Below are 25,988 nucleotides of genomic sequence, written 5' to 3'. Positions count from 1 at the left end.
GGGCTTCAGGAAATCTTGGCTTCAGGAAATCTTGGCTCCAAGAATCCTGGCTCCAAGGATCGTGGCTCCAAGGAATTCTGGCTTCAGCAAATTTTGATCGGCCGGGTCTTCGTCGGATCGCATTCGTGCCTATGTTTTGGCCCGCAGGGGACCTTCACGGATGTTACGGATTATTGCTCATGCCGCGCTGCTGGCCAGCGCGCTCGCGCTCGGGGCCTGCGGGTTTGCCGACAGCCGCGCACCGGTGCCCGAGTTCATGCGCATGAAGGAGGCCGAGCAGCCGCCGCCCGAATCGCCCCCCGACGTCAAACGCGTCGTGCGCGAGCAGATCGAAGTCGTCTTCCTCAGCACGTCCTATCCGCGTGAGGTGCATGTCGCCACACCCCATCGTGAGGTACGAGGACCGGGCTGGACAGCTTGCGTCCGCGCCCAGCTCACCTCGGCGACCGGATCGCCGCTCGGGCCACAGACCTACATCGTGACCATATCAGGCGGAAAAGTGGTCGATCGCCGCCGCGCCGAAGCGGACGATATCTGCGGATCGGAAAGCTACGAGCCGATCTAGGAAACGGATCAAGCCGACGTCCGATCCGGTTCCGGGAAAAACCTGTAATTTTGCCGGAACGATCATGGCCTCCCCTTCTTGTTACCGCCGAGGGCAGTTTCGAGGAGGACATGATGAGGACATTCACGATTGCGTTGCTGGCTGGCGTCGGAGCCTTGGCAGCGGTGAGCGGCGCGAAGGCCGCCGACGTCTATACGACCAGCGAATACACCAGCCCCGATCTCGTCCAGCAAGTGCGGCTGGTCTGCGACGATTCCGGCAATTGCTATCGCACCCGCGGCGGCTCGCGTGTGATCGTGCGCGACTCCTACGCGACCATGCCGCGTGACCGCTACTATGAGCGCCGCACCTATCGCGACTGGGACGATGGTCCGCGCGGCGGCGTCGGCATCCGCGCACCCGGCGTCAGTGTTGGCGTTGGTGTCGGCGATCGCTGGTAGTCGATGAAGCCATGAAATGCAGGACCGGACGAGATAACTCGCCCGGTCCTGTCCATGTCAGATCTCGAGCGGTTTTCCCGGCGTGACAATACGCGTTGCCGACGGGAGCTGCGCGATGAAGCGGGCGAGCACCATGCCGGCACACATCGCGACGACGAAGATGAAGGCGGAGGCCGAGCCAAATCCGAGCGCGGTCAATGCCGGGCCTGGACAAAAGCCTACGAGGCCCCAGCCGATACCGAAGATGGCGGGACCGGCGATAATTCTCGGATCGATATCGTTTCGCGTTGGGACATAGAAGCGGTCGGCGAAGGCAGGCCGCGCCAATTTCAGGACGCGGCTGAAGCCGATGAAGGTCACTGCGACCGCCCCGGCCATCACGAATGCGAGGCTTGCGTCCCACGTTCCTGCCGGGATGCCGCCAACGTCCAGGAAATTCAGGACCTTTGCCGGGTTCGACATACCTGAGACGATGAGGCCAAGCCCAAAGACCACACCGATCCCGAATTGAATGAGGATTGTCATCGCGGTCAGCTCCAGTGCCGCATCACGAAAACGGTCGCCATTCCCGCCGCCATGAAGGTCATGGTCGCAACCAGCGATCGCGCCGACAGCCGCGACAAGCCGCAGACGCCGTGGCCCGAGGTGCAGCCGCTGCCCCACACCGCGCCGAAGCCGGTGAGCAATCCCGCGACGATCAGAAGCGGCGTTCCGGCGCCGATCGTTTGCGCCGGCAGGCCTCCCGTGACAAGGCGCGTCAGGACGGGCGCGACGATAAGGCCCGCGACGAAGGCGAGCCGGCCGGCGAATTGCCGATCCTCGTAAGGCGGAAATAGTCGCGCCGCGATACCGCTAACCCCGGCGATTCGCCCCGTCGTCCACATCAGCAGCACAGCGGACAGGCCCATCAACGCGCCGCCAAGGAGCGACGCAATCGGCGTAAAAGGTGTGGCGACCATGATGATCCTCCGGGTCGAGAGCAATTCTGGCGTATCCATCGGCGCATCCTGCCGGCTCGCGGCCGGATGCTCAATGAGACGTTAATATTACCACTCGAATTGAAGCGGTGTCCCAACTGTATTTTCCAATCTTTGCGCTAAGCATGGCCTCCTGAACGGGGACGACGGGACGTGGTCGATATCGCGCACCAGGCTGCGATCAATCCGGCATCGGCAAAGCATGCCGCGACGGCGCGCGCGCGCGTCCCGCTCACCGCGATCGAACCCGGCCAGTGGCGCGCACTCGCGCAGCGCGCGATCGAGCCGAACGGATATTACCTGCCGGGCTGGGAGCTCGCTGTCAGTGCAACCGCGCGCGGCCGCACCGATGCCTCGGCGCTTTCCGCATACGATGGATCGCGGCTGATCGGGCTGATGCCGGTGATCTCGCTCTGGCGGGCATGGAAGATCCCCCTGCCCGCGCTGGTGAGCGCGCATCCCTATGGTACGCTGTGCAGCCCGCTGATCGACCGCGATGCCCCGATCGAGGCAGCGGCGCGCCTGTTGCAGCAGGCCCGCGCAAACGGGGCGCATGCGCTCGTGCTGAACGATGTCGCGCTCGCTGGGGCGGCAATGACCGCCCTCAGCCAGGTTCTGAATCGCGACGGCCTGAAGCCGCGCCTCCTCAACTCCTACATCCGCGCCAGCCTCGACGCGACCCAGGACGGTGAGACGCTGCTACGCGACGCGCTCGGCACCAAAAAGCTCAAGGAGCTACGCCGCCAACGGCATCGCCTCGAAGAACACGGCGCAATCGTGTTCGACGTCGCGCGCAGCCCCGACGAGATCGGGCCGGCGCTCGAGACATTTTTGCAGCTCGAAGCCAGCGGCTGGAAGGGGAAGCGCGGAACCGCGCTGGTCCAGCACGCGGGCGATGCAACCTTCATCCGCCGCGCCGCTCGCGCGCTGGCGGAAACCGCGCAATGCGAGATCGTCAGCCTTCGCGCCGGCGCGACGCCGGTGGCCGCCGGCATCGTGCTGCGCCACCAGGACCGCGCCTTCTTCTTCAAGCTCGGCATCGACGAGCGCTTCGCAAGATATTCGCCGGGCGTGCAGCTTACACTCGAGCTCACCCGCCGCCTCTGCGCCGATCCAGCCATCGCCAGCGCGGATTCCACGGCGAGCGCCGATCACCCCATGATCAATCCGATCTGGCGCGGGCGCTTCGCCGTCGGGGACGTGTTGATACCGTTGCGGCGGAACGACCCCATCGTGGCGCTGGTTCACGGAGCGCTCGCGGCGCACGGCATCGCCTACGCGGCGGCGCGTCGCGCAGTTCGCCTGCTTCGTAAATAGGATAGCTCCTACTCCGCCGCCTCGGCGTTGATCTCCGCCGAGACCTCGCGGATGGCGCGCGCGAGCATGTTGGGATCCTGCGCGCCGGAGACGGCGTATTTTTGCGCGAACACGTAGGTCGGCACGCCGGAGATGCCTTTCTCGGCGGCTTCCTGCGCGTCCGCCGATACGCGCGCGACGTCCTCGTCGGTGGCGAGGCGCCGGCGCACGTCGTCGGCATCGAGGCCGACATCGGCAGCCGCCTGCACAAGCACGTTCAAATCGGTGAGGTCGCCGCCGTCGCGGAAGTAGAGCTCCATCAGGCGCTGCTTCATCTCGGGCGCCTTGCCGATCGCCTCGGCCCAGAGGATCAGGCGGTGGCAGTCGGTGGTGTTGGGCTGACGCGCGACAAGCTCGGGCCGATAGACGAGCCCCTCTTCGCCCGCGGCCGCAACGACGCGTCCCGCAATGCCCTTGTAGGCCTCGACCGAGCCGAACTTCTTGGTGAGATACTCCTCCCGGCTGATGCCCTCGGACGGCACCCAGGGATTGAGGAAGAAGGGACGGAAATTGAGCTTGACCGGAACATCGGGCACCAGCGCCAGCGCACTCTCGATCCGGTGCTTGCCGATATAGCACCAGGGGCACACCACGTCGGAAACGACGTCGATCTGAAGCGGTTTCAACATGCTCATGTCGGACGTCTCCTTCGGACGGTACGGGTTCGTCGGAAGATAAACCGAACCGGAGGCGGCGCAAGGCACCGGTCCTGCATGGCTCACGACTTCACCTCTGCGGTTATTGTGACAGGCCTCACCCGACCCGATACTCGCGGCCACGATCAAGCACGAGGGGAAACCGCGATGACCGCTATTTTCAAGCCGGAAGGCCAGCAGTTCCGGGCTACGGAGCATGCCGGCGGCCCGTGGTCGCCTGACATGTTGCAGGGAAGCGCCACCACCGCCCTGATGACCCGCGACATCGACCGTCTCGCCACCGAATCCGGCTTCGCGGTGCGGCGCCTGACCTTCGACCTGTGGCGACCGGCGGGCCTGCGCGTCTTCCAGACCACCACCGAATTGTTGCGCGACGGCCGCAAGGCCAAGACCGCCCAGGTGCGGCTGATGGACGGAGAGACCGAGATCGGCCGTTGCACAGCGCTCTTGACGGCGCCGAGCGGAGAATCGCCCGTCGATCCCTTCACCAGGCCCGCGACTATCGACAAGACGCCTGAGACAGGCGCAGCACCGCCGGCCTTCGCGCAGAAATGGAGCCGGTATTTCCAGAACGTGTCGGTGCGGCTGATCGAGGGCGCGCTGGAGAAGCCCGGCCCGGCCGCCGCCTGGATGCGACTTGATGCACCCCTGGTGGAGGGCGAACCGAACACACCACTGCTCCAAGCGGTGCAGGCCGCGGACTTTTCGAGCGGCGTTGCGCAGATCGTCGACATGCGCAACTGGACCTTTATCAATCCCGAGATCAGCCTCTACTTCTTCCGACCGCCGGAGAGCGAATGGATCCTGATCCGCGCCGCCACGCGCGTCGGCACCAACGGCGCGGGCCTGACCATGGCGACACTGAGCGATCTCAAAGGTCCGTTTGCGGAGGTGATGCAAGCCGTGAGCTTTGAGCGCCGCGACGCCGAGCGAGCTCAGGCCTCCTGAGCCGCAAGCGCGATCAGAGTGGCCTCGGACACGGCATCCGCCGGCATGAACATTTCAACGCGAAGCTCCTGAAGCGTCACGTCTTGCGGGGTCCCGAGCGTCAGCACCGCACCGATCAGACCGATGCGGGCGTCGCCCTTTCGTAAGCGCACTTCGCAGAGCGGCCCCGGCGCGACGTTGTCCTCGATCCTGAGTGCGGGAAGCTCCGGCAGCCGCGTCAATTCGCGCCACGTCGATTGCAGGGCCTCGTCGAGCGGTGCAGCCATCGCTTCGTGCCGCGCACGCGACAACAACGCGGTCGCGACGATGGGCCAATTCTCGACGAACGGCTTGAGCTCGTCCGGCGCGAGGAACATGCGCATGTGATTGAGCGGCCGCTGCATGCGTTCTTGCCCAAGCAGCATCGTCATCAGCCGCGACGCGGCGCAGTTGGCCTCCATCACGTTCCAGCGCCGATCGGTCACAATCGCGGGAAACGGTTCGTGCCGCCGGAGCAGAAGATCGATCGCGCGCCGCGCGTCGGCAAGCTCCGGCGCTGAAAGATCGCGCTCGCCGTATAGTCGCGCGAAACCCCCGGCCTCCAGCAGCGCATTGCGATCACGCAGCGACAAACCGAGGGCGGTCGCGAGCTGCAGGAGGATCTCCCGGCTTGCCGCCGACTTGCCGGTCTCGACATAGCTCAGATGCTTGATCGAAATGCCGGCCTCGAACGCCAGCTCCGCCTGGCTCAATGCACGGCGCATGCGCCAGCCGCGCAAAAGGTCGCCGACCGGATTGGCCGACCGTAATGGCCGGGACGAGCGTGTGTCCATCCGGGGATTATGCGAGCGCCACCGCCTCCTGTAAACGGCACTACTGCAAGCCAGCCGCCATCTGCTTCAGCCGCTCGGCAGTGCGCTCGTCGGCCGGGAAGAAGGTTTCCAGAGCCAGCTCCGACAGCGTGATGTCGACGGGCGTACCGAATACCATGGTGGTGGAGAAGAAACTTAGTATCTCCCCCTCGTGGCGCAGCTTGAAGGGGATCGCGACATTGTCGCTCGACAGCGGCGCCGCGCGCGCCGGGATCGGATAACCCTTCAAGTCGTTATACAGCTTGATCAGCTCGGGATCGGCGGTGGCCTCGCATTGCCGGTGCAGCCGCTCCAGGAGATGTCCGCACCATTCCGCGAGATTGACCGTGCGCGGCGCCAGCGCCTCGGGATGGAAGGCAAGCCTCAGCACGTTGAAGGGCTGACCGAGCAGCCGCTGCGGGATGCCGGCGAGCAGCGGCGCCAGCATGCGGTTGGCGGAGACCAGATTCCAGTGCCGGTCATAGGCCAGCGCCGGATTCGGCTCATGCGCCCTGAGGACGAGGTCGATCGCCTGGCGGGCTGATTTCAAGGCGGGATCCTCCAGCGTGCGTTGCGGAAAGGCCGGGGCATAGCCGGCGGCGACCAGCAGCACGTTGCGTTCGCGCAGTGGCACGTCGAGACGTTCGGCGAGTCTGAGCACCATGTCGCGCGAGGGCGCGGCGCGACCGGTCTCGACGAAGCTCAAATGCCGCGCCGAGATTTCGGCCTCACCGGCGAGATCGAGCTGGCTCATGCGGCGGCGCTGCCGCCATTCGCGCAAATGGTCGCCGATATGGACCGGCTGGCTGCGTTCGGCCTGTGCCGTGGATGCATGTGCGTTCATGGTCGAAAACCTAGCACGCAGATTTCGGCCCTTCCATTACGTCGGAGGTAATCGAATTGGGGCTCGGGCCGGCGCATCTTGGGTCGCAACAGGAGACGACCATGATCGCATTGCTGCTCTACCGGACCGTCACAGACCAGCTAGTTCCCTGGGCCATGGCGCTCGCAACCCGGATGCTGGCGCGCAGCCTCAACATGCCGGAGCCGCTGGTGCATTCGACCGGCGACTACGTCGTCGCGCAGGTCACGGCCTTCGAGCACAGCGTCGGCAGGAGCCTCTGCCCGTTCCGCCTCGCCCGCCTGCTCCGCGCCTGGTGGCGTGGATTGCACTGAGTTTCACCTCGAGCCCACCCCAACCATGGAGACCCACGATGATCGACGCATCCACCTTCCTTCGCCGCGCGCTTCTTGCCGACGCGATCTTCAGCGGCGTGGCCGCTCTCGGTTTCACGTTCGGCGCCAGCGCGTTCGCCTCGCTGTTCAACCTACCCGAAGCGCTGCTGCGCGAGACCGGCCTGTTCCTGATCGCCTACACGGCGCTGGTCGGCTGGCTCGCCTCACGCGCCTCCGTGGCAAAGCCGCTCGTGCTGCTGGTCGTGGTCGGCAACGCGGCCTGGACCGTCGGCAGCATTGCGCTGCTGCTCTCGGGCGCGGTGTCGCCGAACCTTGCCGGCGAGCTCATGGTCGTGGCGCAGGCGATCGCGACCGGCGTGTTTGCCGAACTGCAATATGTGGGATTGCGCAGGAGCGGGAGTGTGCTGGCTGCCTGAGGCCACATCACTCGCTGTCGTTGCCCGGCTTGACCGGGCGACCCAGTATTCCAGAGGTAGTCGTCGCATACGGAGCTGCGGCGTACTGAATGCCCCGCTTTCGCGGGGCATGACAGTTATGCCAGAAGCTCGAACTCAGGCTAGGCCCGCGCGCGGCCCTTCGCCTTGCCGACGGCATGACCATTAAGCTTCTTCTTTTTGGCGGACTTCACGCTCGCCTTCTCGGCTTTGCGCTCCGCGCGCGCCTTCACCTTGGCGCGTTCGGCCCGCGCCTCGGCGCGCAGCTTCTTGCGCTTCTTCTCGCAAGATTCGCACTTGCAGCCGATCGGCTTCAGGTAGGCTTTGAAATAATCGGTGCCGTAGTCGTAATTGATCTCGTCGCCCGGCTCGATGTTCTTGATGGCGCGGATGAAAACCTTGCGCTCGCGCGGCCGCACGTCGGATTCGGCGTTGGGCCTGCACGAATGGTTGATGTAGCGCGCGAGGTTCTTGCGCACGGAGCCGTCAATGGTCCAGCGACCGTTGAGCTCGAACAGGTATTTGTTCTCGATGTCGTCGTGCTCGGGAATCCGGGAGTCCAGGATCGGTCCGTAATAACGGATGATCCGGGTGCCCTTCTTGATCGGCTTGGTGGCGAAGAGGCCGAGCCCGGTTTTCGAGCGGCCGACGCGATAAGGTTTGCTGGACGAGGTGGCTGGCATGATCACGAAAAACGAGGACGCGAACGAGGCTGAAAGAGCCCAAGCGAAGCCGCTCTTCTAGAACGATTCCGCGCCGCTGTCAGGTGTCTGTTGACCCCGTTTGAACCTTGCCCACAATCAAGACGTCTGATGGTACGGAGTTCCCACTCGATCAAAGGCGTCGTCATGTTCCGCATCACCACCGCAGGCTTGGCCTTATTGCTCTTGGCCATGTTGCTGATGTGCAGTGGTCTCGACCGAGCCGACGCCCGATCCGTGGGCAGCCAATATACCTCGACGGCCCCGAAGGATTGCCGCCAGATCGGAAAGCCCAGCGAGCTCGACGGCAGCACCACGCGGGTCTGCAAGGGCAAGGATGGCCTCGTGGTCCTGATCGCCGAAGACGATCTTCGCGAAATCGTCTCCGTCGGCCGCAATCGCGAGGCCGCGGCCGAGGAACCGGCTGCTAAAGTCTGGTTCGCTCCGTTCAGCTCGTCCGAAACCACCGTCGAATGGCGCACCGCTGGGGCCAAGCCGTTTGCGATGATCCAGCGCTGGCACATCGCCGATGGCACCGATCCCGACAAGCAGGGGCGGCCGAACACCAAGGCCATGCTCATCGTGACCCGGCTGCCACCCGGCCCCGTCTGCCACGTCGCCTATGTCGACGCGATCGCCAACCCGAACGCCAATGAGCTCGCGCGCAAGGCCGCGGACGAGTTCGCCCGCAGCTTTACCTGCGGCAAGGACGAGGTGAAGATCATAGGCGCACGCGGCCGCGCGGTCGAGCTCGCGACGATGCGCTAGGCGCTCGCCGGCAATCGATCAGGGGCCCGGCGGCTTCCCCGTCACGGGCGACATCAGCATGGCCTCGAGCAGGCGTTCGGGAGTCGTGCCCTCGGGCAGACGCCCCAGAATATCCTCCAGCCGTCCATCGAGCAGCAGCATCGTAAAACCGTGCACCATCGACCAGGCGCGCGCGATCGCAGCGCCCTGATTGAGCGTCAGCGCGTCGCCGCGGATCTGCTCCTGCCGCATCATGCCGACGGCATTGGCGAGTCCCGCAAAGGACGCCTCGGCGGCCTCGTGCAGCGACGGCCTGGAATAGTCGAGGCGCTCGGTGCGGAACATGATGCCGTACATGCCGGGATGAGCCTGGGCATAGGCAACATAGGCTTTCGGCCGCGCCAGCGCGTGCTCAAGCGGGGTGGTGGCGGTGTCAGAGGACGACGCCATCGCCGCATTGAACTGGCGGAAGCCGACGGCCGCGAGCTCACTGAGAAGCCCGGTGAGGTCGCCGAAATGATGGGTGGGCGCGGCGTGCGAGACGCCCGCCTCGCGCGCCACCGCGCGCAATGTCAGGCCGGCGAGCCCGTCACGCTCCAGCACCCGTTCGGCGGCCTGGAGCAGCGCCTCGCGCAGCGCGCCGTGGTGATAGGGCGCCTCGGACTTGACGCTCGCCGGTCGTCGCGCGGGACGCGCCGGCGCGCTCGCCTTCTTTGAAGTACGCGCACCGCGCGCGGTTTCTGTCCTGATCTCACTCTTGCCCATGGGCCAGCTATAGGATGCAATATTGACAGTGTAAAGATTTCACTTGACCAGAACCCCTCGTACGGCTATTTGATCTTTACGATGTAAAGATAAGGAAGGGATACGCCGTGCAGCAGGACGCCGTTGCCGAACGCCGCCACAACCTCGGTCCGATTCCGTTCGAGGCCGACGCGCCCTTCCTGAAAATCATCGGTGAATTGCCGCGCGAACTGAACGGCACGCTCTATCGCAACGGCCCCAATCCGCAGTTCGACTCGCCCGGCGCGCACTGGTTCGTCGGCGACGGCATGCTGCACACCTTTCACCTCGAGAACGGCCGCGCCAGCCATCGCAATCGCTGGGTCCGTACGCCGAAATGGCTGGCCGAGCACGATGCCGGCCGCGCGTTGTTCGGGGGCTTCGGCCGCAAGCTGCCGGATGCGCCGCAAGATCTCACCGACGGCGGCGTCGCCAACACCAACATCATCTTCCATGCCGGCAAGCTGCTTGCGCTGGAAGAAGCCCATCTGCCGACTGAGATCGATCCGGGCACGCTCGCAACCCGCGGCTATCACAATTATCACGGCCGTGTCGCCGGCAGCTTCACCGCGCACCCGAAGATCGATCCCGTCACCGGCGAGCTGGTGTTCTTCGGCTACAACGCCGCGGGTCCGCTGACGCCTGCCCTCTCCTACGGCTCGATCGACGCGTCCGGCAAGGCGACGCGCTTCGAACGTTTCGAGGCGCCCTATGCCAGCATGGTGCACGACTTCATCGTCACCGAGAACCACGTGCTGTTTCCGATCCTGCCCATCACCGGCAGCATGGAGCGCGCGATCAGCGGGCGGCCGCCCTATGCCTGGGAGCCGGACAAGGGCGCCTATGTCGGCGTGATCAAGCGCAAGGGCAGCGCGAAGGACATCGTCTGGTTTCGTGCTGAAGCCTGCTACGTCTTCCACGTCATGAATGCTTGGGAGGACAGTGACCGCATCATCGCGGACGTCATGCAGTTCGAGGAAGCACCACTATTTACGCATCCCGACGGCACGCCCACCAATCCCGAGAAATCCTTCGCTCGCCACTGCCGCTGGACCTTCAATCTTGCCGGGAAGACCGACCGCTTCCAGCAGACCTATCTCGACGATCTCACCGGCGAATTCCCGCGCATCGACGACCGCCGCGCCGGATTGAAGAGCCGTCACGGCTGGTACGCCTGCGCCAATCCGAAGCTGCCGATGTTCGGCGCGCTGTCCGGCGTCGTCCATGTCGATGGCAATGGAACGCGCCTCGGCCATTATCTGCTGCCGGCCGGCGACACCATCTCAGAGCCGGTCTTCGTCGAGCGGTCGAAAGATGCGGCGGAAGGCGACGGCTGGCTGCTGGCGGTGGTCTGGCGCGCGCGGGAAAACCGCAGCGACCTCGCCGTGTTCAATGCCAAGGATGTCGAGGCCGGCCCCGTCGCGCTGGTGCAGCTCGGCCATCGCGTGCCCGACGGTTTTCACGGCAGTTGGGTCGGCGCGCGGTAGCTCTCCTCTCGACATCGCTGATGTCACCAAAAGGTCTCTCATGCATATGCCCTCGATCACCGCGGACCGCCTCGCTGTCCTGATCCTGTTCCTGATCTGCGCCGGGATCACGCTCCCGATGATCCGGCCGCGGCGGAGCGGCCAAACCATCTTCAACGGTGGTATCTTGCTCGCCTTCGTCCTCTCGATCGCCTGTGCGTTACCTGTGCTGCCGCACCTGTCCTGGGCCGGCTTCATCGATGAGATGGCCGACCAAGCCGTTGCAGCAATTCGATTTTTGGAAGTCGCTTACGTCATTTTGACACTGTAAAGATTCTACTTGACCCCGCCTCGCTCCTGACATATTGATCTTTACATCGTAAAGATAAGGCCTGACCGAGGCGAACCATGGCGATTTTCCTGATCCTCGCGCCCTACGGCGCCTTCACTTTCCTGATGCTGATGACGTCTGCCACGATCAGCGTATTCGTAGCCTCGGCAACCTGTCTGGCCACCGTGGCGATCGATGTCGTGCGCGGTCGCTCGGTGAAGATCCTGGCTATGGGCTCGGCGCTGCTATTCGCCGCAATCGGCCTCCACCTCGCGCTGTTCGACCCGGCGCTTGGCACGCTCGGTGTCAAGCTGTCGGTCGACATCGGCATCTTCGTCATCTCGCTCGGCTCGATGCTGGTGCGGCGTCCCTTCACGCTGCAATACGCGGTCGAATCCGTGCCGGCCGAGATCGCGGCAATGCCCGGCTTTCTCTATGCCAATTACGTCATCACGGGCGCTTGGACCGCGGCTGCGCTGCTGATGGCGGCCGCCAATCTCGTGCTGCTCTATGTCCCCGGCCTGCCGCTCTGGTCGAGCCTTGCGGTCGCCTTCGCCGCCCGCAACAGCGCGATCTATTTCACAAAATGGTATCCCGAATATCGGCAGATCAAGTACGGTGCGCCGGCCAGCCCAATGTCCAACTCCCGCTGAACAGGATCGACGATGAAGGACGTATTCGCCCGCCTCGCCTCCGACCTCTTCTCTGCCATCGTCTTCCTGGTCATCTACATCATCACCGACAACGTCGTCCTGGCAACGTCGGTGGCGATTGCCGGAGCGATCGCGCAGGTGATCTACGCGCGCGTCAAGGGGCAGCAGCTCAATTACATGACCTATGCGAGCGTCGCGCTCGTCGTCGTGCTCGGCACGGTCACGCTGCTGACCAACGATCCCCGCTTCATGCTCGCAAAGCCCTCGATCGCGCATTTCGCGATCGGCGCCATCATGCTCAAGCGGGGCTGGATGCTGCGCTACATGCCGCCGATCGTCGTCGAGACCGTTCCGGAATATGTGACGGCTGCAGGTTATGCCTGGGCCGCGCTGATGTTCGTAATCGGCGCCGGCATGATCGCCGTCGCCTCCACAGGCGATCTGAAGCTGTGGGCGTTCTACATCACGGTGGTCGCGGGCGGCGCCAAGATCCTCGCCTTCGCCGTGCAATACGTCGTGCTTCGCCTCATCGTCACCAGCCGACGACGCGCCGCCGCCCGCGCCTAAATGCCTCCAACGGAGCGTTAGGCGCGAGCGGCGAGTTGCGCTATACGCTCGGCCGGGACTGGCCCGCGGATCGTCGCGGTCCGCCGGGATCTTGGGAGACGCGAATGGCCGTCGACGGCAACTGGACTCTGACCCTGACGACCCCCATGGGCGAGCGCAAGGCGACGCTGAGCCTGACGGCTGCCGGCGGCACGCTCACGGGGACGCAGGGCGCGGAAGGCGATACAGCCGAGATTTTCGATGGCACCGTCAGCGGCGATGCCGTCAACTGGAAGGTCTCGATCACCAATCCGATGCCCTTGACGCTCGAATTCATCGGAACCGTCTCCGGCGACAGCATGAGCGGTGAGATGGGCATCGGCCCGATGGGCAGCTTCCCGTTCACCGGCACGCGCGCCTAAGCCGCGCGGCAACGGTGCGCGCGCTCGGTCTCATCGCGGCGACGATCCTGTGTGTCGCGACACAAGCGGCTAGCGCGGACGACGCCGAACCGGCGTGGCGGGCAAGCGCGCTCGCCATGCTACCGGCAGGCTATGTCGCCGGCACGGCCTATCGAACCGAAGGGTCGACGGGCTACCTCGCCGTCTATCCGATCTCGTCGAACGATCCGAAGTCACCTGCAAGCGTGTTCGCCACGCGCCAGGCTCTCGTGGTCGCGCTGACGCCGGATGCGACGCGCGCAGTCTCGGTCGCATTGAAACCGCGTAGCGGGCCCGATCCTGACACCGACGACACCGACTTCCCAAAGCTGCATGCCGATCTCGCCGCGAAGCGCTCGACGCTTCCCGACGGTACCGAGCCCTGCGATTTCGGCGCCTGGTCCGTCGACAAGGATCCTGATGGCCTCAACGTGCGTGCCGAACCATCGATCAAGGCGCGTGTGCTCGGCACGCTTCCGCCGCCCTACCGGCTCAAGCTCGGCGGCAGCGAGAACACGCCCGATGGCGGCTGGCTCACCGAATTCCGCATCATCGGCTTCAAGAACGGCTGGTTTCTGATCGAAGGCGCCAAGCCGCCGGGCAAGGACTACGAGGACGACAAGAAATATCCGCGCAGCGCGCCAAAGCCCTATGCCGGACGCGGCTGGGTCGCCTCCAACAAGGTCGGCGCGTCCTACGCCAATGGCGCGACACGCATGGGCGGTCTGTTCCAGGCGCCCTTCGTTGATGCGAAATGGATGCCCGCCCAGCGCGAACTCGGCGGCGCGATCGACACCGATGGCGGCCCGAAGCGCATCTTTGCCTGCAGTGGCCTCTGGGGCTTGGTCGAGAGCCAGGACGGCATCCGCGGCTGGTGGCGCGGGCTGTGCTCCAACCAGGTCACAAATTGTAGTTGAGCGAGTAAGTCTCGTGTCCCGGACGCGACGCAGCGCGAAGCGGTGCATCGCAGAGCCGGGACCCATGCCCGCCACGGGGACCCCGGATCAGCAGCGCATCATTTCATGCTGCGCAGCGTCCGGGGAACGCGGCCTCAGCCCAGATTCAACTCCTTGAAGAAGTCGTTCCCCTTGTCGTCGATGATGATGAACGCCGGGAAGTCGACGACCTCGATGCGCCAAATCGCTTCCATGCCGAGCTCGGGATATTCGAGCACCTCGACCTTCTTGATGCAGTGCTCGGCAAGATTCGCCGCGGCACCGCCGATCGAGCCGAGATAGAAGCCGCCATACTTCTTGCAGGCCTCACGCACGGCCGGCGCGCGGTTGCCCTTGGCGACCATCACCATCGAGCCGCCGGCGGCCTGGAACTGATCGACAAAAGAATCCATACGGCCCGCAGTGGTCGGGCCGAACGCACCGGAGGCATAGCCCTCGGGCGTCTTGGCGGGGCCGGCGTAATAGACCGGATGGTTCTTGAAATAGTCCGGCAGCGGCTCGCCCTCGTCGAGCCGCTCGCGCAGCTTGGCATGCGCGGAATCGCGCGCGACGATCATGGTGCCGGTCATCGATACCCGCGTCTTGGTCGGGTACTTCGAGAACGTGGCAAGGATATCCTTCATCGGCTGGTTGAGGTCGATCTTGACGACCTCGCCGCCGAGCGACTGCTCGACCTCAGGCAGATACTGCGCCGGGTTGTGCTCGAGCTCCTCGAGATAGACGCCCTCCCTGGTGATCTTGCCGAGCACCTGGCGATCGGCCGAGCAGGACACGCCGAGCCCGATCGGGAGCGAGGCGCCATGACGCGGCATGCGGATCACGCGGACGTCGTGGCAGAAATATTTTCCACCGAACTGCGCGCCGACGCCGAGCGACTGCGTCATCTTCAGAATTTCCTGCTCCATCTCGAGATCGCGAAACGCGTTGCCGTCGGGCGAGCCGTGGGTCGGCAGCGCGTCGAGATAGCGAGCCGACGCCAGCTTCACCGTCTTCATGCAGAGCTCGGCCGAGGTGCCGCCGATGACGATCGCGAGGTGATAGGGCGGGCACGCCGCGGTGCCCAGCGTCAACACCTTCTCCTTCAGGAAGGCGAGCAGCCGGTCCTTGGTCAGCACCGAGGGCGTCGCCTGGAACAGGAAGCTCTTGTTGGCGGAGCCACCGCCCTTCGCCATGAACATAAACTTGTAGGCGTCATCGCCTTCGGCGTAGATCTCGCACTGCGCCGGCATGTTGTTGGCGGTGTTCTTCTCCTCGTACATCGACAACGGCGCGACCTGCGAGTAGCGCAGATTGCGGCGCAGGTAAGCATCGCGCGCGCCTTCCGACAGTGCCGCCTCGTCGTCACCATCGGTGATGACGTTGCAACCCTTCTTGCCCATGATGATCGCGGTGCCGGTGTCCTGGCACATCGGCAGCACGCCGCCTGCAGCGATGTTGGCGTTCTTGAGGAAGTCCAGCGCGACGAACTTGTCGTTCGGGCTCGCCTCGCCATCCTCCAGGATCGCGCGGAGCTGCTTCAGATGACCCGGTCGCAGATAGTGGTTGATGTCGCCAAAGGCCGCTTCCGACAGGGCCCGCAGCGCGTCGCGGGACACCACCAGCATGTCCTTCCCCAAAACCTTCTCGACCCTGACGCCCTCGGACGAGACCTTCTTGTAGGGCGTCTCGTCCTTGCCCAGCGGAAACAGCGGCGTGTGCTTGTAGGGCGGAACGGGCTTTGCGGGATCGGGAAAGGCGGTAGGAGCGTTCATGGCGGGAATCTCGGGGTTTTGGAGCCCTCGCATGGGCCCCTTTCATAGAAGCGTTCTAAGCTTTTTTGCTGCAAAGGGAAGGCGCTCTGGTGCGGTCGGGGCATCCCGATTCGGCGACACGGCGACCTATTTTCGGCGGCTGTCGGCGGACACCAAGCTCTCATGATGCCGGTGAAGACCCTGGGTGCACCCCTTGCGCTACGCGCCCGACGACGGTTGAATGCGCCCGCTAAGGGGCTTTTCATCATGACATTGAACTTGCACGTCCGCGGCGCGATCCTGGTCGCCGCCGCCATCACCGGCCTTGTGACCATCGCCTCGCCCGCCCGCGCGGACCGCTGCGATGACAGCGCCAAGGAGCTGGCGAACCAGGTCGATCGCCTCAAGGTGAATTTCCGCGCCGCCAACGTCGTCTACCTGACTCATCCGGCGGCCAAGGAATTGTCCGTGGCCTGCCGTGGCGACAAATATTCGATCGAGCTCTATGCAAAGGGCGATCGCAAGCCCAAGCCTGAGTTCTTTGCGCTGGTGGGGTCGATGGCGGCGATCGTCTTCACCGTGACCAAGGACGATACGACGACGGGCGCGACACGCTGCCTGAAGCGGATGGGGCTCTTGCGCGGCGACAAGATCAGCATGCGTTACCGGCGTCTCAACATGGAATGCGCCCGCACCAAGACGGATGCGTCCATCGCGATCACGCGCGGCAAGGACGAATAGGCGGTCCCCGCGCGGTGTGCGCCTGACAGCACACCGCCCACTACGGACCGTCATTGCGAGCGTAGCGAAGCAATCCAGAATCCCTCCGCGGAGACAGACTGGATTGCTTCGCTGCGCTCGCAATGACGAGGAGAGGTCTGTCCTCTCGCGGAAACAGCGCTTGTGGCGACACGAAAGCGGCCTCCTCCACCGCACCGCATCCCTCGCATTTTAACGATTGGCTTGAATGAAATTTCGCTCCTCGCGGCGCAGGGTCAATTGTTTCCATGTGTGAGGATTTGTGGATGAGCGTTTCTACCGTTTCGCCGCCGCCGATCGCGATCGTGGTGCCGAGCTACGACACGACCAAGCAGCAGGACGATCAGATCAAGACCAAGGACAACGACCCGACCTATAAGCCGCCGCCGCCCGCGCCGCTGCCGCCGGGTCAGGGCACGCGGATCGATCAGCTCGCCTGATCAGCCGCGTCGAAGATGAAATGCCCGATCCGGTCGATCGGGCTTTTCGCGTGTCCGGCCGCATCTTCGCCGGATAGCTGCACCAATATCATGCGCGGCTACCCTGAGACCTGCGCATGATCGCAAGACTCCTGTTGCAGAGCACGATCACCACCGCCGCCATGGGCGCGCTGCTGTTCGCGTCCGCCGGGACCCTGCATTGGCCTTCGGCCTGGGTGTTTCTCGCGACCTCCGCCCTGCTCGGCCCGCTCGGCGGCTGGTGGCTTTACCAGGTCGACCCCGCACTGCTCGCCGAACGCCTGCGGCCGGTCCTGCAAAAAGACCAGCCCGCTGCCGACAAGGTGTTCATGACCGTCTTCGTCGTCGCGATGCTGGTCTGGCTGGCGGCGATGGGGCTCGACCGGCGTACGCTGTCCTCCGACATGCCGAGGGCGCTGCAGATGCTCGGCCTCGCCCTGTTCCTGCTTTCGACGCTGTTCATCCTCTGCGTTTTCCGCGAGAACTCGTTCGCGGCGCCCGTGGTGAAGCTGCAAGCCGAGCGCGCGCAGCGCGTGATCTCGACGGGGCCTTATGCCCATGTACGTCATCCCATGTACAGCAGCATGATCCTGTTCTTCGCCGGCGTGCCGTTGCTTCTGGGCTCATGGTGGGGACTTATGATGGTGCCGCTATTCCTCGTCTTGTTTGCGGGCCGCATTCGCATCGAGGAGCGTACGCTGCGCGAGGGCCTGCCGGGCTATGCCGACTATGTGACGCGCGTGCGCTATCGCCTGCTGCCTGGCGTGTGGTGAGCGCACGCATCAGTCTGCAAATTGCGGAAAAGCGTTTCCTCCGATCGACTGACGTCGCCCGAAGCGTTCGCAGGCGCTCTAGCCATCCAACTCGCGGTAGCGGCGGAAGATGCCCTGCTCGTTGAAGGGAATACGGCGCTCGCTTTCGAGATAAGCCTTGATGTTCGGGCGCGCCGACACGCGGTCGTGCAGGCCGACGAGGCCTGGGATATCTGTCTCGAACGCCTTCATCCGCTTCGGAAACGCATAGCGTAGTCCCGCGACGAGCTGGAACAGCGAGAGATCGACATAGGTCAGCTTGCGGCCGGTGACATAGGCGCCGCCATTGTCCGCGAGAAGCTCTTCGAAATAGCCGAGATATTTCGGCACGCGCTCGCCCCAGAAGTCGGCGGTGCGCTTCTTTGCCGGCGGTTTCTGATCTTCGTAGTAGAGCGAGGGCCCGAGCGGGTGATGGGTGTCGTGAATCTCGACCACGAAATCGGTGATCGTCAGCTGGAGCTGATGCACCCAGAGTTGACCCGCCTCCGACTTCGGGGCGAGGGCGTGGCGGGCGCCGAGATAGAGCAGGATGTTCGCGGTCTGGCCGATGACGAGCTTGCCGGCTTTGAGGAACGGCGGCGCAAAGGGCGGCGTGCCCCTGTGCGCGTCCATCATCTTCATCATCGCGGCTGTGCCGCGTGGGCCACGCGCCACGTCGACGTATGCCGCGCCCGCCTCCTCCAGCGCCAGCCGCACATATTCACCGCGGCCCTGGATCTCGGGCCAATAATAGAGCTCGTATTTCATGGAGGGTCCGTGAGCGTGGAAGCGACAGGACCAATCTATCACGCGCGACAAGGTTCCGTCAGGATGGGGCTGAAGGGCGGCACCACACGCTCCGTCATTGCGAGCGCAGCGAAGCAATCCAGACTGTCACCCTGGAGGGACTCTGGATTGCTTCGTCGCTGCGCTCCTCGCAATGACGGAAGCCTCAATTCGATGCGAAGCAATAGAGCAAGCCGCCGCCGCCGGTGCTCTTCAGATCGGCCTGCGAGCAGCCGCCATCGGGTCCGCGCGAGGGGTGTGCGGTGTTCCAGGATTTGACCGTCGGGTTGGTCGCAGGGCCGTTGATGTCGGAGTGGCCGAGCATCGCCGCGCCTTGCGTACTCGACGTCCAGTTTTTGCAGGTGCGGTCGTCGGGACCCGCAAACGCGGTGCCGTCGGACTGCGATCCCGTGAGAATGTCGTGCCGGTTAGGCTGGTCGCCATAGCCGTTTACAATCTCGCCCTTCTCGGTCAGCGCTGTCTCCTTGCTGATCTTGTTGGCGCTGTGCAAATCGGCCACGTCCTTGGCGATTTCCACGCCCTTGGCGTTCTGCCACGGTCCCTTGCCGATGCGGTCGCGCGCGTTGACGGCCGGCTTGCCGTCGGCGGCCTGCGTGGAGAGATAGGCGCGCCAGGTCTTACTGCCGGCGCCGCCGGCCTGGGCCAGCTTCTGGCACTGCGCATCGGCCCCCTCCAGACCGCCGAGATCGGCGCCTTTGCCAGGACCGTTGGAAGTCACGAAGAACGTCATGTTGGCCGACTGCGCCTGCGCCGATGGCGCCGCAAGCAAGGCCGCAGCGAGCGCGAGGCCTGAAATCGTCATGGTTCTCTCAATGCGGATCATCCTGTCCTCCATTTGTGTTGTCGTTGGCCGCCAGATTTCAACCCGACGCAGGCCCGCTTATTCCGATGCCGCGATGCGAGACGCCCAAAAGAAAAAGGCCCCGTGCAAGAAGCACGATGCCCTGGTTTTTTCATGTCGTCTGCGATCAGTTGGTCGACGGGATCGCCGACGATTCCCAGCCGCTTCCCGACTGCCATGTCGATTAATTGCTTCCCGGGACAATGGTGCCGGGCGAGCATACCAAATGGGCCGATCCTCAAGTGATCGTCCAGGGGAGGACGCGGGGGACTGTGGCGGGACCGTTCAGGGCGGTATCCGCGATCACATCGGGGCTGCGTAGCGCGCGGCGCAAGGGGAGATCGTTCATGCACCGGACCACAATCCGCCCAATCACGACAATTGCCGGCCGCGCCACCCTTTGCTGCCTTGCCGTCGGTCTTGCCCTGGGTCCGAACTGCGCCTTGGCCGCGGAACTGCTCAAAGCCCGGCTGGCGCAAAATCTCGCACCGATCTCCGGCCTTGCGATCGTCGCCAAGTCGAAGGGAATCTTCGAAAAGCACGGACTTGACATCACGGTTTCGAACTTCACGTCCGGCAAGCAGTGCCTGGACACCGTGATCGGGGGCGGTGCCGACATCGCGACCACGGCGGAGGCGCCGGTCACCGCATCGACGATGGCAAACCAGCCCATCGCCTTCGTCGCCGGGATGGAATACTCCGATCTCAAGACGCTCGTCGCGGCCAAGGCCGGCGTCAAGACCAAGGCAGATCTTCGCGGCAAGCGAATCGCCTTCACTGCCGGCACCGGTAGCGAGGTTTACACGGCGACCTTGCTGAAGTCGGCGGGATTGACGCCCAAGGATGTCACCCTCGTCAATCTGCGGCCGCAGGAGATGCTGCCGGCACTTGCAGCCGGAAGCATCGACGCGATCGACACCTGGGAGCCCCACGTCGCCAACGCGAAGAAAGCCCTGGGCGAAGCCGTCACTGAGGTAGATACAAAGGGCACCTACTCCGAGACGTTCAATATCGTCGTCATGAAGCCCTACCTGGACGCCAACCCGGTGCTGGTCGAGAAATTCATCGCCGCACTGATCGATGCCGAGATCTGGATGAAGGCACAGCCGGATGAAGCAATCACGACAGTCGCGGACGCAGTTGGAATGAAGCGGGACGAACTCGCCCCCATCTGGGCCGACTATGTTTACCGGGTGCGTCTCGACGACCGGCTGATCGAGATTCTGAAGACCCATTCCGCATGGCGCCTCGAGAGCGGCAACCATCCTCCGGGAGCGGCGATGCCCGACTTCAGCAAGGTCGTCGTCACCGAGCCACTGAAAAAGGTCGATCCCGCACGCGTCACCCTGTCGTGGAAATAGGCACCCGCGCGGCCATGCAGGAAGCCATTTCAGCAGGACGCGATATTGCCATCCGCACTGGCGGTCGCGCTCGGCCGAATTCAGTTCGGCTTCGCCGCCTCAATATTCTGGTCGGGGCGCTTTCGCTTCCCTTGTTCGTTGGGCTCTGGGAACTGGTCTCCCGTTCCGGGACCGTCAACATGGTGCTGTTTCCACCGCCGACGGTGGTTGCTGCGGCCGTGCTTGAGTGGATACGAAGCGGACAGTTCTTTAGCGATCTGTTGGCCAGCCTCTTTCGCGTCACCACGGGATTAGGCGGCACGCTCGGCATCCTGCTCGGTGTTCTCACCGGCCAATTCCCCGTTATCTCGAGCTTGCTGTCCCCGCTATTCCATATCTTGCGGCCAATTCCGCCGATTGCGTTCGTGCCGATCGTCATCCTCTGGTTCGGCCTGTCGGAGGCGGGAAAATTGTTCCTCGTCGTATGGGGCGTATTCTTCACGGTATGGCTCGGCGTGCAGAAGGTCGACCGTGGCCTGATCCGGGCGGCATTGATGCTCGGCACGCCCCGACGGCAGATGCTGCAGGAGATCGTGCTGCTGGGCGCGCTTCCCTACATTGTCGTCGGGTTGCGCACCGCCGTCAGCATCTCCTTCTACACGCTCGTCGCGGCTGAACTGGCCGGCGCTTTCGCCGGCATTGTGTACAGGATCGAGATTGCGCAGCAGAATTTGCAAACGGGCCAGGTCATGGGCGGGCTCGCAGCGCTCGGGTTGATGTCGTTCATCGCCGACCGGCTGTTTGCGGCTCTTGCCGAACGTATCGTCTGGTGGCGCTGATGTCGGGATCTCGATCGGGCATGAAACTGGCACTGGCAAGTTCGCCTGCCTCCGTCGAATCGGCGCGAAAACAACCGGCCATTCAAGTCTCGAACCTGAGCATCGTTTTCGACACCAAGCGCGGGCAAATCATCGCGGTCGATCGCGTTTCGTTTGACGTGGCGCCTGGCGAGTTCGTCTGCATCGCCGGTCCCTCCGGCTGCGGCAAGTCGACGGTGCTCAATACGATCGCCGGGCTGGAAGTGCCGTTCGAAGGCGAGATCCTGGTCGAGGGCGCGCCCGTCTACAGTCCGCGTCCCGATGTCGGCATGGTGTTCCAGCAGCCGCATCTCTTCCCCTGGAGGTCCGTCCGCAGCAACATCGCCCACGGTCCCAGGATGCTCGGCAAGTCCACGACGGAAGCGTATGCCATCGCCGACGATCTGATCGCGATGGTCGGCCTCAAGCGTTTCGCCGACGCTTATCCGAACACGCTGTCCGGCGGCATGCAACAGCGCGTGGCGATCGCGCGAGCGCTGGCCAATCAGCCCCGTGTGCTGCTGATGGACGAGCCCTTCGGGGCGCTCGACGCGCAGACCCGCGCGGTGATGCAGGACAATCTGCTGGCGCTGCGCGACCGGATCAAGGCGACGATCGTGTTCGTGACGCATGACATCGATGAAGCCATCGTGCTGGCCGACCGCGTTCTCATCATGAGCGCGGGACCCGGCCGCATCCTGCGCGAAGTCGCGGTCAAGCTGCCGCGCCCACGGTCGAGTTCTGTCATGGTCGAGCCAGCATATCTTTCGCTCAAGAAGGATTGTCTCGACGTCATCCGCGCAGAAGGGTTGCGGGCGTTCAATCAGTCGGACGCGGACTGACGCGGAGCCCGCGCGTCTGAGGCGAACGCAGCGGGCTGGCATGGTTCTTGAATAGCCGATGCCGGGTCTCACATGCGGAGCCGGCCATGCACAGGGCGAACAGCGCGATAGCGGCAGGTGTGATGCTCGCGGAGTCGGACGATCTCGTCAGACCGCTGCCCGGCCTGCTGGATGGTCTCAACCGGGCTGATTGCAATCGCTTGCGTGCGATCGGACGCGAAAAGATCCTGGAAGCCGGCCAACTGGTTTGGTCTCAGGGCGACGCACAGGCCGGAATCTACCTGATCAGCGAGGGGCGCATACGCAGCTACTATGCGGCACCGTCGGGGCGCGAAGTCACGCTCGCCTATTGGTTTCCCGGCAACTTCGTCGGCGGGCCCGACATATTCGGGACGGGCCCGCACATGTGGACATCGGTTGCGGCCGAGCGCAGCCGGTTGACGTTCATGCCCGGACTGGCATTGCGGCGGCTTGCGCTCGAATCGCCGGCAATCGCCGTCGCCTTGCTGGATGCCCTCGCATTCAAGGCGCGATGCTATTCGGCAATGGCCCAGATGCTTGGGACGCGCTCGGTCACCGAGCGGCTGCACAGCCTGCTGATCTTCCTGTCGCACGTCTACGGCGTGAAACGCGACGGCGAGATCGTCGTCGGCATGCCGTTTACGCACGGCGACCTTGCCAATCTGATCGGATCCACCCGCCAATGGGTGACCGTGCAACTCGCGCGGCTCCAGGACGAAGGCGTGATCAGATACGAAAGATCCGTGATTTCGATCCTGGATGTTTCTACACTCGGGCAGGCGATGGGATAATGTCCGCCCGTTAGCCGGCAGACTTCAATTCGAATGCCGATCCGTCTGCGCCGGCCTCGAACCGCCGTGCGAGTCCGATCAGCGCGCGATCGTGCCAGGCCGGCGCCAGCAGGGTCACGCCCATGGGCATGCCGTTCGGCAATTTCGTATTCGGAACGGCGACGCCGCAGAGATCGAGCAGATTGGCAAAGTACGAGTAGTAGCCCAGACGATTGTTGAGGGTGATCGGATCACGATGCATCTCCTCCAGTGTGAACGGCCGCGGTGCAGTCGGAACCACCAGGGCATCGATGCCGGCAAAGATTGCTTCGGCGTCGCGGCGAAGCCGGTGCAGCCGGTGAATGGCGCCAAACGTGTCGATCGCCGAATACCCGGCGGCTGAGCCCAGCACGGTCCTCGTGACATCAAGCAAGGCGCCGGATTCGACGTCGATGAGCGAAGCGATGGCCGAGTGCCGCTCCGCGACCCAGGGACCGCTGAACATCAACTCCCCGGCCTGGCGGAATGGGGCGAAGTCCACCTCGATCGCCGTTCCTCCGATATGAGCAAGACGTTCGCAGGCACTCTCGTAGAGTTCGCCGCATTCCGACATGCCGAAGCATTCGAGATCTGCTGGCGCAACGCGGCCGAACCGGAATGATGCCGCCGCCCCGTTGGCGGGGAAAAAGGTTCTGGGCAGGCGGCTGTACGGATCTTCGAAATCAAACCCTTCGATGATGTCGAGGATTGCTTCGCCGTCGCTGACGGTATTGCAGAATACCGACACGCAATCGATCGTCGGACAATTCGGCACCAGGCCACGTGATGACACCAGCCCAACGGTGGGCTTGATTCCGACGATGTTGTTGAACCCGGCAGGTATGCGCCCCGAGCCGCCGGTATCGGTGCCGAGCGCAAAGGCGACGTGCCCCGCCGCCACGGCGACCGCGGAGCCGGAACTGGAACCGCCCGCAACATAGCGCGCATCGGCAACCGACGCGCAAGGGCCATGGGGCGAGCGCACGCCGGACAGGCCTGTGGCGAACTGATCGAGATTGGTCTTTCCGAGGCAAATTGCGCCGGCTGCGGTGAGGCGTTCGACGCTATGCGCGGAATGCCAGGGCGTATAGCTGAACGCCGGACATGCGGCAGTGTTCGGCATTCCCGCGACGTCGATGTTGTCCTTCACACCAAATGGAATGCCGAGCAGCGGAAGATTTTCGCCCGTCCGCGCGCGCGCCACCAGCTTATGGCATTCTTCGAGTGCCTCCTGCCGCGGGCGAAGATAGATCCAGCAATTGCGGTCGCGCTCGGCCTCGATCCGGTCATACGCCGTTCCGATCGCCTCCAGCAGCAGGGACGAACTCCTGGCAATGCCTTCGTAGTTTGTCCTGAGGCGCGCGACACACTGGCTCGCGGAATATCTCCTCATCCAACCGGCAGGCGCGAAATTGCGGCAGCTCTGCGCGGCCAACAAGCAATTAAGTGCTTCGCCCAAATGGCCGCCTGACCGGAAACGCACCGCTCAAACAAAAAGGGCGCCGTGCCGAAGCACGACGCCCTCGTTTGTCGCTATACGGGCGATCAGTTGGTCTGCTGGATCGCCGACAGTTCCCAGGTGCCGCCCGGACGTCGGGCAAAGGTCCAGACTTCGGTGGCCTCGCCCGGCTGCTCGCTGCCGGCGACAATCGCGCCGGTATTGCGGTCGAGCGTCTTGTCGGTGAGCGCGAAGCGCAGCGCCACCGTCGCGTAATCGGTCTCGCCTTCGCGCCAGGATTCCGCGAGGTCGCCCTGCAACAGCTTCACACCGCTGACCTTGTTGACGACATTGCGCGCGCGGTTCTGGCCGAGGTCCTGCTCGAAATAGGAGACCATTTCCGGCGTCGCGAGCGTGTGCAGCTTGGCCACGTCCTCGTTGGACCAGGCCGACTGGACGTCGCTGAGCAGGCGCTCGAACGCTTCATAGTCGTCCGGCTTGATCTCGAGCGGTGCGTTGTTGGCGCCGAAGCCGAAGCCACCGCCAAGACCACTACGATTGTTCGCCTGCGGTCCCGGACCGGCACCGGCGTCAGCATTGGCATAGGCCGCCTGCGGGGTGTGGCGGCGCTGCCACCAGGACATCGCCAGCCGAACCACGAGCACCACGAGGACGATCTGGATGATCAGGCCGATGATCGACGACAGGCCACCGAGGCCGCCGAACAGGCCACCGCCGAACAGCATGCCGAGCAGGCCCGCGCCGAGGAACCCGGCCGCAAGGCCGCCCATGAAGCCGCCGGCCCGGCCGAACAGACCGCCACGCGCGGGTGCGGCGGCAGCCGAATTCATGCCTGCGCCCGGCTGGGTGTAGGTCCGATTGAACTGCGAGGTCGAGCCCGGCGCGGTCGTGGTCGATGGCGGGGCCGAATAGGTGCGCGAACCGCGCGAACCCGACGACATACCGCCACCGACGCGCGCGTCGGCGGACGAGATCGCCAGCGCAGTCGGCAGCGCAAGCGCCAGCACGACGGCAATCGTCTTGAAGAGACTGCGGGAGCGTTGCGAGAAATTCATGTTGGTTTCCCAGATCCCCGGCATGGGGATGTGCCCCTAAGATGGGCAGCCTTCCGTAAAAAGGAAGCCACTATCGGAACTTATGGCTGCGGCCCTCAGTCGCGGGGATGTGGCAAAAGCCCATATTTGGCGGCGGCTTGGCCGGGTGTGCAAAGGAGCCGCGGTCGCCGGCTACCGGTCGGTTTGGCGACAG

Annotated in this window: 32 protein-coding genes; 20 read left to right on the top strand and 12 right to left on the bottom strand. The window is 64.3% G+C overall.

All coding sequences use genetic code 11. From position 1 onward, the window contains the following. The first annotated feature begins 160 nt into the window (after positions 1 to 160). Both IVB54_RS14360 and IVB54_RS14355 read left to right on the top strand, forming a co-directional pair. On the top strand, positions 161 to 565 hold the full coding sequence (locus tag IVB54_RS14360) for a hypothetical protein (RefSeq protein WP_018456386.1): 405 nt from the start codon (positions 161 to 163) through the stop codon (positions 563 to 565). Between the two features lie 110 nt (positions 566 to 675). After that, positions 676 to 1,005, top strand: a complete 330-nt coding sequence (locus IVB54_RS14355) for a hypothetical protein (protein WP_018456387.1) — start codon at positions 676 to 678, stop codon at positions 1,003 to 1,005. 57 nt (positions 1,006 to 1,062) lie between these two features. Here the strand turns inward: IVB54_RS14355 and IVB54_RS14350 are convergent, their stop codons facing one another. Both IVB54_RS14350 and IVB54_RS14345 read right to left on the bottom strand, forming a co-directional pair. Beyond that, positions 1,063 to 1,530 carry a DUF6691 family protein gene (locus IVB54_RS14350; RefSeq protein ID WP_018456388.1) on the bottom strand — a complete coding sequence of 156 codons (468 nt, stop codon included), beginning with the start codon at positions 1,528 to 1,530 and terminating at the stop codon, positions 1,063 to 1,065. 5 nt (positions 1,531 to 1,535) lie between these two features. Then, the gene (locus IVB54_RS14345; protein WP_026233163.1) at positions 1,536 to 1,964 is read right to left on the bottom strand and encodes a YeeE/YedE family protein; all 429 of its coding nucleotides are present in this window, start codon (positions 1,962 to 1,964) and stop codon (positions 1,536 to 1,538) included. 171 nt (positions 1,965 to 2,135) lie between these two features. Between IVB54_RS14345 and IVB54_RS14340 the strand changes: the two genes are divergently transcribed. Then, a complete protein-coding gene (locus tag IVB54_RS14340; protein WP_018456390.1) occupies positions 2,136 to 3,299 on the top strand; it encodes a GNAT family N-acetyltransferase in 1,164 nt (387 codons plus the stop codon). Positions 3,300 to 3,307: 8 nt separating this feature from the next. Here IVB54_RS14340 and IVB54_RS14335 read toward each other — a convergent pair whose 3' ends face one another. Further along, positions 3,308 to 3,973 (bottom strand): DsbA family oxidoreductase, encoded by a 666-nt coding sequence (locus IVB54_RS14335; RefSeq protein ID WP_026233164.1) that lies wholly within the window; start codon positions 3,971 to 3,973, stop codon positions 3,308 to 3,310. A 168-nt stretch (positions 3,974 to 4,141) separates the two neighbouring features. Here IVB54_RS14335 and IVB54_RS14330 point away from each other — a divergent pair, with 168 nt between their 5' ends. Beyond that, complete coding sequence (locus IVB54_RS14330) at positions 4,142 to 4,942, top strand: thioesterase family protein (RefSeq protein WP_018456392.1); 801 nt, start codon at positions 4,142 to 4,144, stop codon at positions 4,940 to 4,942. Here the strand turns inward: IVB54_RS14330 and IVB54_RS14325 are convergent. Beyond that, positions 4,930 to 5,754, bottom strand: a complete 825-nt coding sequence (locus tag IVB54_RS14325; protein WP_085384313.1) for a helix-turn-helix transcriptional regulator — start codon at positions 5,752 to 5,754, stop codon at positions 4,930 to 4,932. The two genes, IVB54_RS14330 and IVB54_RS14325, sit on opposite strands and share 13 nt — an antisense overlap. 40 nt (positions 5,755 to 5,794) lie before the next feature. Further along, positions 5,795 to 6,616, bottom strand: coding sequence for a helix-turn-helix transcriptional regulator (locus IVB54_RS14320; RefSeq protein ID WP_018456394.1), 822 nt, complete (start codon positions 6,614 to 6,616; stop codon positions 5,795 to 5,797). A gap of 101 nt (positions 6,617 to 6,717) precedes the next feature. Here IVB54_RS14320 and IVB54_RS14315 point away from each other — a divergent pair, with 101 nt between their 5' ends. Both IVB54_RS14315 and IVB54_RS14310 read left to right on the top strand, forming a co-directional pair. Further along, the gene (locus IVB54_RS14315; protein ID WP_026233166.1) at positions 6,718 to 6,948 is read left to right on the top strand and encodes a hypothetical protein; all 231 of its coding nucleotides are present in this window, start codon (positions 6,718 to 6,720) and stop codon (positions 6,946 to 6,948) included. A 38-nt stretch (positions 6,949 to 6,986) separates the two neighbouring features. Then, on the top strand, positions 6,987 to 7,385 hold the full coding sequence (locus IVB54_RS14310; RefSeq protein WP_018456396.1) for a hypothetical protein: 399 nt from the start codon (positions 6,987 to 6,989) through the stop codon (positions 7,383 to 7,385). 140 nt (positions 7,386 to 7,525) lie between these two features. On the opposite strand, the gene IVB54_RS14305 is transcribed toward IVB54_RS14310, so the two are convergent. After that, a complete protein-coding gene (locus IVB54_RS14305; protein WP_018456397.1) occupies positions 7,526 to 8,086 on the bottom strand; it encodes an SET domain-containing protein in 561 nt (186 codons plus the stop codon). A 165-nt stretch (positions 8,087 to 8,251) separates the two neighbouring features. Here IVB54_RS14305 and IVB54_RS14300 point away from each other — a divergent pair, with 165 nt between their 5' ends. After that, positions 8,252 to 8,872: a hypothetical protein gene (locus IVB54_RS14300; protein ID WP_018456398.1), complete on the top strand. Its 621-nt coding sequence runs from the start codon at positions 8,252 to 8,254 to the stop codon at positions 8,870 to 8,872. 18 nt (positions 8,873 to 8,890) lie between these two features. Here IVB54_RS14300 and IVB54_RS14295 read toward each other — a convergent pair whose 3' ends face one another. Continuing rightward, complete coding sequence (locus IVB54_RS14295) at positions 8,891 to 9,616, bottom strand: TetR/AcrR family transcriptional regulator (protein ID WP_018456399.1); 726 nt, start codon at positions 9,614 to 9,616, stop codon at positions 8,891 to 8,893. 107 nt (positions 9,617 to 9,723) lie between these two features. Between IVB54_RS14295 and IVB54_RS14290 the strand changes: the two genes are divergently transcribed. The 6 genes from IVB54_RS14290 to IVB54_RS14265 all read left to right on the top strand — a co-directional run bounded on the left by IVB54_RS14290 (position 9,724) and on the right by IVB54_RS14265 (position 13,987). Then, positions 9,724 to 11,121 carry a carotenoid oxygenase family protein gene (locus IVB54_RS14290; RefSeq protein ID WP_247361838.1) on the top strand — a complete coding sequence of 466 codons (1,398 nt, stop codon included), beginning with the start codon at positions 9,724 to 9,726 and terminating at the stop codon, positions 11,119 to 11,121. 40 nt (positions 11,122 to 11,161) lie between these two features. Next, a complete protein-coding gene (locus IVB54_RS14285; protein ID WP_026233167.1) occupies positions 11,162 to 11,431 on the top strand; it encodes a hypothetical protein in 270 nt (89 codons plus the stop codon). Positions 11,432 to 11,508: 77 nt separating this feature from the next. Next, complete coding sequence (locus tag IVB54_RS14280; RefSeq protein ID WP_018456401.1) at positions 11,509 to 12,084, top strand: hypothetical protein; 576 nt, start codon at positions 11,509 to 11,511, stop codon at positions 12,082 to 12,084. Between the two features lie 12 nt (positions 12,085 to 12,096). Beyond that, the gene (locus tag IVB54_RS14275; RefSeq protein ID WP_085349396.1) at positions 12,097 to 12,651 is read left to right on the top strand and encodes a septation protein IspZ; all 555 of its coding nucleotides are present in this window, start codon (positions 12,097 to 12,099) and stop codon (positions 12,649 to 12,651) included. Between the two features lie 104 nt (positions 12,652 to 12,755). Continuing rightward, on the top strand, positions 12,756 to 13,052 hold the full coding sequence (locus IVB54_RS14270; protein ID WP_007602176.1) for a hypothetical protein: 297 nt from the start codon (positions 12,756 to 12,758) through the stop codon (positions 13,050 to 13,052). Positions 13,053 to 13,066: 14 nt separating this feature from the next. After that, positions 13,067 to 13,987 (top strand): SH3 domain-containing protein, encoded by a 921-nt coding sequence (locus IVB54_RS14265; RefSeq protein ID WP_018456403.1) that lies wholly within the window; start codon positions 13,067 to 13,069, stop codon positions 13,985 to 13,987. A gap of 134 nt (positions 13,988 to 14,121) precedes the next feature. Here IVB54_RS14265 and IVB54_RS14260 read toward each other — a convergent pair whose 3' ends face one another. Further along, positions 14,122 to 15,777, bottom strand: a complete 1,656-nt coding sequence (locus IVB54_RS14260; protein ID WP_247361835.1) for a fumarate hydratase — start codon at positions 15,775 to 15,777, stop codon at positions 14,122 to 14,124. Positions 15,778 to 16,023: 246 nt separating this feature from the next. Between IVB54_RS14260 and IVB54_RS14255 the strand changes: the two genes are divergently transcribed. The 3 genes from IVB54_RS14255 (at position 16,024) to IVB54_RS14245 (ending at position 17,746) form a co-directional block, all read left to right on the top strand. After that, positions 16,024 to 16,497 carry a hypothetical protein gene (locus IVB54_RS14255; protein WP_026233168.1) on the top strand — a complete coding sequence of 158 codons (474 nt, stop codon included), beginning with the start codon at positions 16,024 to 16,026 and terminating at the stop codon, positions 16,495 to 16,497. Between the two features lie 284 nt (positions 16,498 to 16,781). Then, positions 16,782 to 16,955, top strand: a complete 174-nt coding sequence (locus IVB54_RS14250; RefSeq protein ID WP_007612258.1) for a hypothetical protein — start codon at positions 16,782 to 16,784, stop codon at positions 16,953 to 16,955. A gap of 116 nt (positions 16,956 to 17,071) precedes the next feature. Beyond that, positions 17,072 to 17,746, top strand: coding sequence for an isoprenylcysteine carboxylmethyltransferase family protein (locus IVB54_RS14245; protein ID WP_247297225.1), 675 nt, complete (start codon positions 17,072 to 17,074; stop codon positions 17,744 to 17,746). 78 nt (positions 17,747 to 17,824) lie between these two features. Here IVB54_RS14245 and IVB54_RS14240 read toward each other — a convergent pair whose 3' ends face one another. After that, positions 17,825 to 18,532, bottom strand: a complete 708-nt coding sequence (locus tag IVB54_RS14240) for a glutathione S-transferase (protein ID WP_247297224.1) — start codon at positions 18,530 to 18,532, stop codon at positions 17,825 to 17,827. Between the two features lie 184 nt (positions 18,533 to 18,716). Further along, positions 18,717 to 19,394 carry a lectin gene (locus IVB54_RS14235; protein ID WP_247297222.1) on the bottom strand — a complete coding sequence of 226 codons (678 nt, stop codon included), beginning with the start codon at positions 19,392 to 19,394 and terminating at the stop codon, positions 18,717 to 18,719. 365 nt (positions 19,395 to 19,759) lie between these two features. On the opposite strand from IVB54_RS14235, the gene IVB54_RS14230 reads away from it, so the two are divergent. The 4 genes from IVB54_RS14230 (at position 19,760) to IVB54_RS14215 (ending at position 23,263) form a co-directional block, all read left to right on the top strand. Beyond that, on the top strand, positions 19,760 to 20,773 hold the full coding sequence (locus tag IVB54_RS14230; RefSeq protein WP_247361830.1) for an NrtA/SsuA/CpmA family ABC transporter substrate-binding protein: 1,014 nt from the start codon (positions 19,760 to 19,762) through the stop codon (positions 20,771 to 20,773). Between the two features lie 179 nt (positions 20,774 to 20,952). Beyond that, complete coding sequence (locus IVB54_RS14225; RefSeq protein ID WP_247377911.1) at positions 20,953 to 21,591, top strand: ABC transporter permease subunit; 639 nt, start codon at positions 20,953 to 20,955, stop codon at positions 21,589 to 21,591. Positions 21,592 to 21,611: 20 nt separating this feature from the next. Beyond that, positions 21,612 to 22,451, top strand: coding sequence for an ABC transporter ATP-binding protein (locus IVB54_RS14220; protein WP_247361826.1), 840 nt, complete (start codon positions 21,612 to 21,614; stop codon positions 22,449 to 22,451). A gap of 86 nt (positions 22,452 to 22,537) precedes the next feature. After that, on the top strand, positions 22,538 to 23,263 hold the full coding sequence (locus IVB54_RS14215; protein ID WP_247297215.1) for a Crp/Fnr family transcriptional regulator: 726 nt from the start codon (positions 22,538 to 22,540) through the stop codon (positions 23,261 to 23,263). 10 nt (positions 23,264 to 23,273) lie between these two features. Here IVB54_RS14215 and atzF read toward each other — a convergent pair whose 3' ends face one another. Further along, complete coding sequence (gene atzF / locus IVB54_RS14210; RefSeq protein WP_247777295.1) at positions 23,274 to 24,674, bottom strand: allophanate hydrolase; 1,401 nt, start codon at positions 24,672 to 24,674, stop codon at positions 23,274 to 23,276. Between the two features lie 152 nt (positions 24,675 to 24,826). Then, positions 24,827 to 25,819 (bottom strand): Tim44-like domain-containing protein, encoded by a 993-nt coding sequence (locus tag IVB54_RS14205; RefSeq protein WP_085349406.1) that lies wholly within the window; start codon positions 25,817 to 25,819, stop codon positions 24,827 to 24,829. Between the last annotated feature and the right edge of the window lie 169 nt (positions 25,820 to 25,988).

The organism is Bradyrhizobium sp. CW1, assembly GCF_023100665.1.
GTDB classification, from domain to species: Bacteria; Pseudomonadota; Alphaproteobacteria; order Rhizobiales; family Xanthobacteraceae; genus Bradyrhizobium; species Bradyrhizobium canariense_D.
This window is presented reverse-complemented; position numbering and strand designations above follow the sequence as displayed.

Bases quoted from the DNA above. Each gene is read 5' to 3' on its own strand.
- IVB54_RS14360 (WP_018456386.1), top strand. From the start codon at position 161: ATGTTACGGATTATTGCTCATGCCGCGCTGCTGGCCAGCGCGCTCGCG.
- IVB54_RS14355 (WP_018456387.1), top strand. From the start codon at position 676: ATGATGAGGACATTCACGATTGCGTTGCTGGCTGGCGTCGGAGCCTTG.
- IVB54_RS14350 (WP_018456388.1), bottom strand. From the start codon at position 1,530: ATGACAATCCTCATTCAATTCGGGATCGGTGTGGTCTTTGGGCTTGGC.
- IVB54_RS14345 (WP_026233163.1), bottom strand. From the start codon at position 1,964: ATGGTCGCCACACCTTTTACGCCGATTGCGTCGCTCCTTGGCGGCGCG.
- IVB54_RS14335 (WP_026233164.1), bottom strand. From the start codon at position 3,973: ATGAGCATGTTGAAACCGCTTCAGATCGACGTCGTTTCCGACGTGGTG.
- IVB54_RS14330 (WP_018456392.1), top strand. From the start codon at position 4,142: ATGACCGCTATTTTCAAGCCGGAAGGCCAGCAGTTCCGGGCTACGGAG.
- IVB54_RS14325 (WP_085384313.1), bottom strand. From the start codon at position 5,754: ATGGACACACGCTCGTCCCGGCCATTACGGTCGGCCAATCCGGTCGGC.
- IVB54_RS14320 (WP_018456394.1), bottom strand. From the start codon at position 6,616: ATGAACGCACATGCATCCACGGCACAGGCCGAACGCAGCCAGCCGGTC.
- IVB54_RS14315 (WP_026233166.1), top strand. From the start codon at position 6,718: ATGATCGCATTGCTGCTCTACCGGACCGTCACAGACCAGCTAGTTCCC.
- IVB54_RS14310 (WP_018456396.1), top strand. From the start codon at position 6,987: ATGATCGACGCATCCACCTTCCTTCGCCGCGCGCTTCTTGCCGACGCG.
- IVB54_RS14305 (WP_018456397.1), bottom strand. From the start codon at position 8,086: ATGCCAGCCACCTCGTCCAGCAAACCTTATCGCGTCGGCCGCTCGAAA.
- IVB54_RS14300 (WP_018456398.1), top strand. From the start codon at position 8,252: ATGTTCCGCATCACCACCGCAGGCTTGGCCTTATTGCTCTTGGCCATG.
- IVB54_RS14295 (WP_018456399.1), bottom strand. From the start codon at position 9,616: ATGGGCAAGAGTGAGATCAGGACAGAAACCGCGCGCGGTGCGCGTACT.
- IVB54_RS14285 (WP_026233167.1), top strand. From the start codon at position 11,162: ATGCATATGCCCTCGATCACCGCGGACCGCCTCGCTGTCCTGATCCTG.
- IVB54_RS14280 (WP_018456401.1), top strand. From the start codon at position 11,509: ATGGCGATTTTCCTGATCCTCGCGCCCTACGGCGCCTTCACTTTCCTG.
- IVB54_RS14275 (WP_085349396.1), top strand. From the start codon at position 12,097: ATGAAGGACGTATTCGCCCGCCTCGCCTCCGACCTCTTCTCTGCCATC.
- IVB54_RS14270 (WP_007602176.1), top strand. From the start codon at position 12,756: ATGGCCGTCGACGGCAACTGGACTCTGACCCTGACGACCCCCATGGGC.
- IVB54_RS14260 (WP_247361835.1), bottom strand. From the start codon at position 15,777: ATGAACGCTCCTACCGCCTTTCCCGATCCCGCAAAGCCCGTTCCGCCC.
- IVB54_RS14255 (WP_026233168.1), top strand. From the start codon at position 16,024: ATGACATTGAACTTGCACGTCCGCGGCGCGATCCTGGTCGCCGCCGCC.
- IVB54_RS14250 (WP_007612258.1), top strand. From the start codon at position 16,782: ATGAGCGTTTCTACCGTTTCGCCGCCGCCGATCGCGATCGTGGTGCCG.
- IVB54_RS14245 (WP_247297225.1), top strand. From the start codon at position 17,072: ATGATCGCAAGACTCCTGTTGCAGAGCACGATCACCACCGCCGCCATG.
- IVB54_RS14240 (WP_247297224.1), bottom strand. From the start codon at position 18,532: ATGAAATACGAGCTCTATTATTGGCCCGAGATCCAGGGCCGCGGTGAA.
- IVB54_RS14235 (WP_247297222.1), bottom strand. From the start codon at position 19,394: ATGATCCGCATTGAGAGAACCATGACGATTTCAGGCCTCGCGCTCGCT.
- IVB54_RS14230 (WP_247361830.1), top strand. From the start codon at position 19,760: ATGCACCGGACCACAATCCGCCCAATCACGACAATTGCCGGCCGCGCC.
- IVB54_RS14225 (WP_247377911.1), top strand. From the start codon at position 20,953: ATGGTGCTGTTTCCACCGCCGACGGTGGTTGCTGCGGCCGTGCTTGAG.
- IVB54_RS14220 (WP_247361826.1), top strand. From the start codon at position 21,612: ATGAAACTGGCACTGGCAAGTTCGCCTGCCTCCGTCGAATCGGCGCGA.
- IVB54_RS14215 (WP_247297215.1), top strand. From the start codon at position 22,538: ATGCACAGGGCGAACAGCGCGATAGCGGCAGGTGTGATGCTCGCGGAG.
- atzF (WP_247777295.1), bottom strand. From the start codon at position 24,674: ATGAGGAGATATTCCGCGAGCCAGTGTGTCGCGCGCCTCAGGACAAAC.
- IVB54_RS14205 (WP_085349406.1), bottom strand. From the start codon at position 25,819: ATGCCGGGGATCTGGGAAACCAACATGAATTTCTCGCAACGCTCCCGC.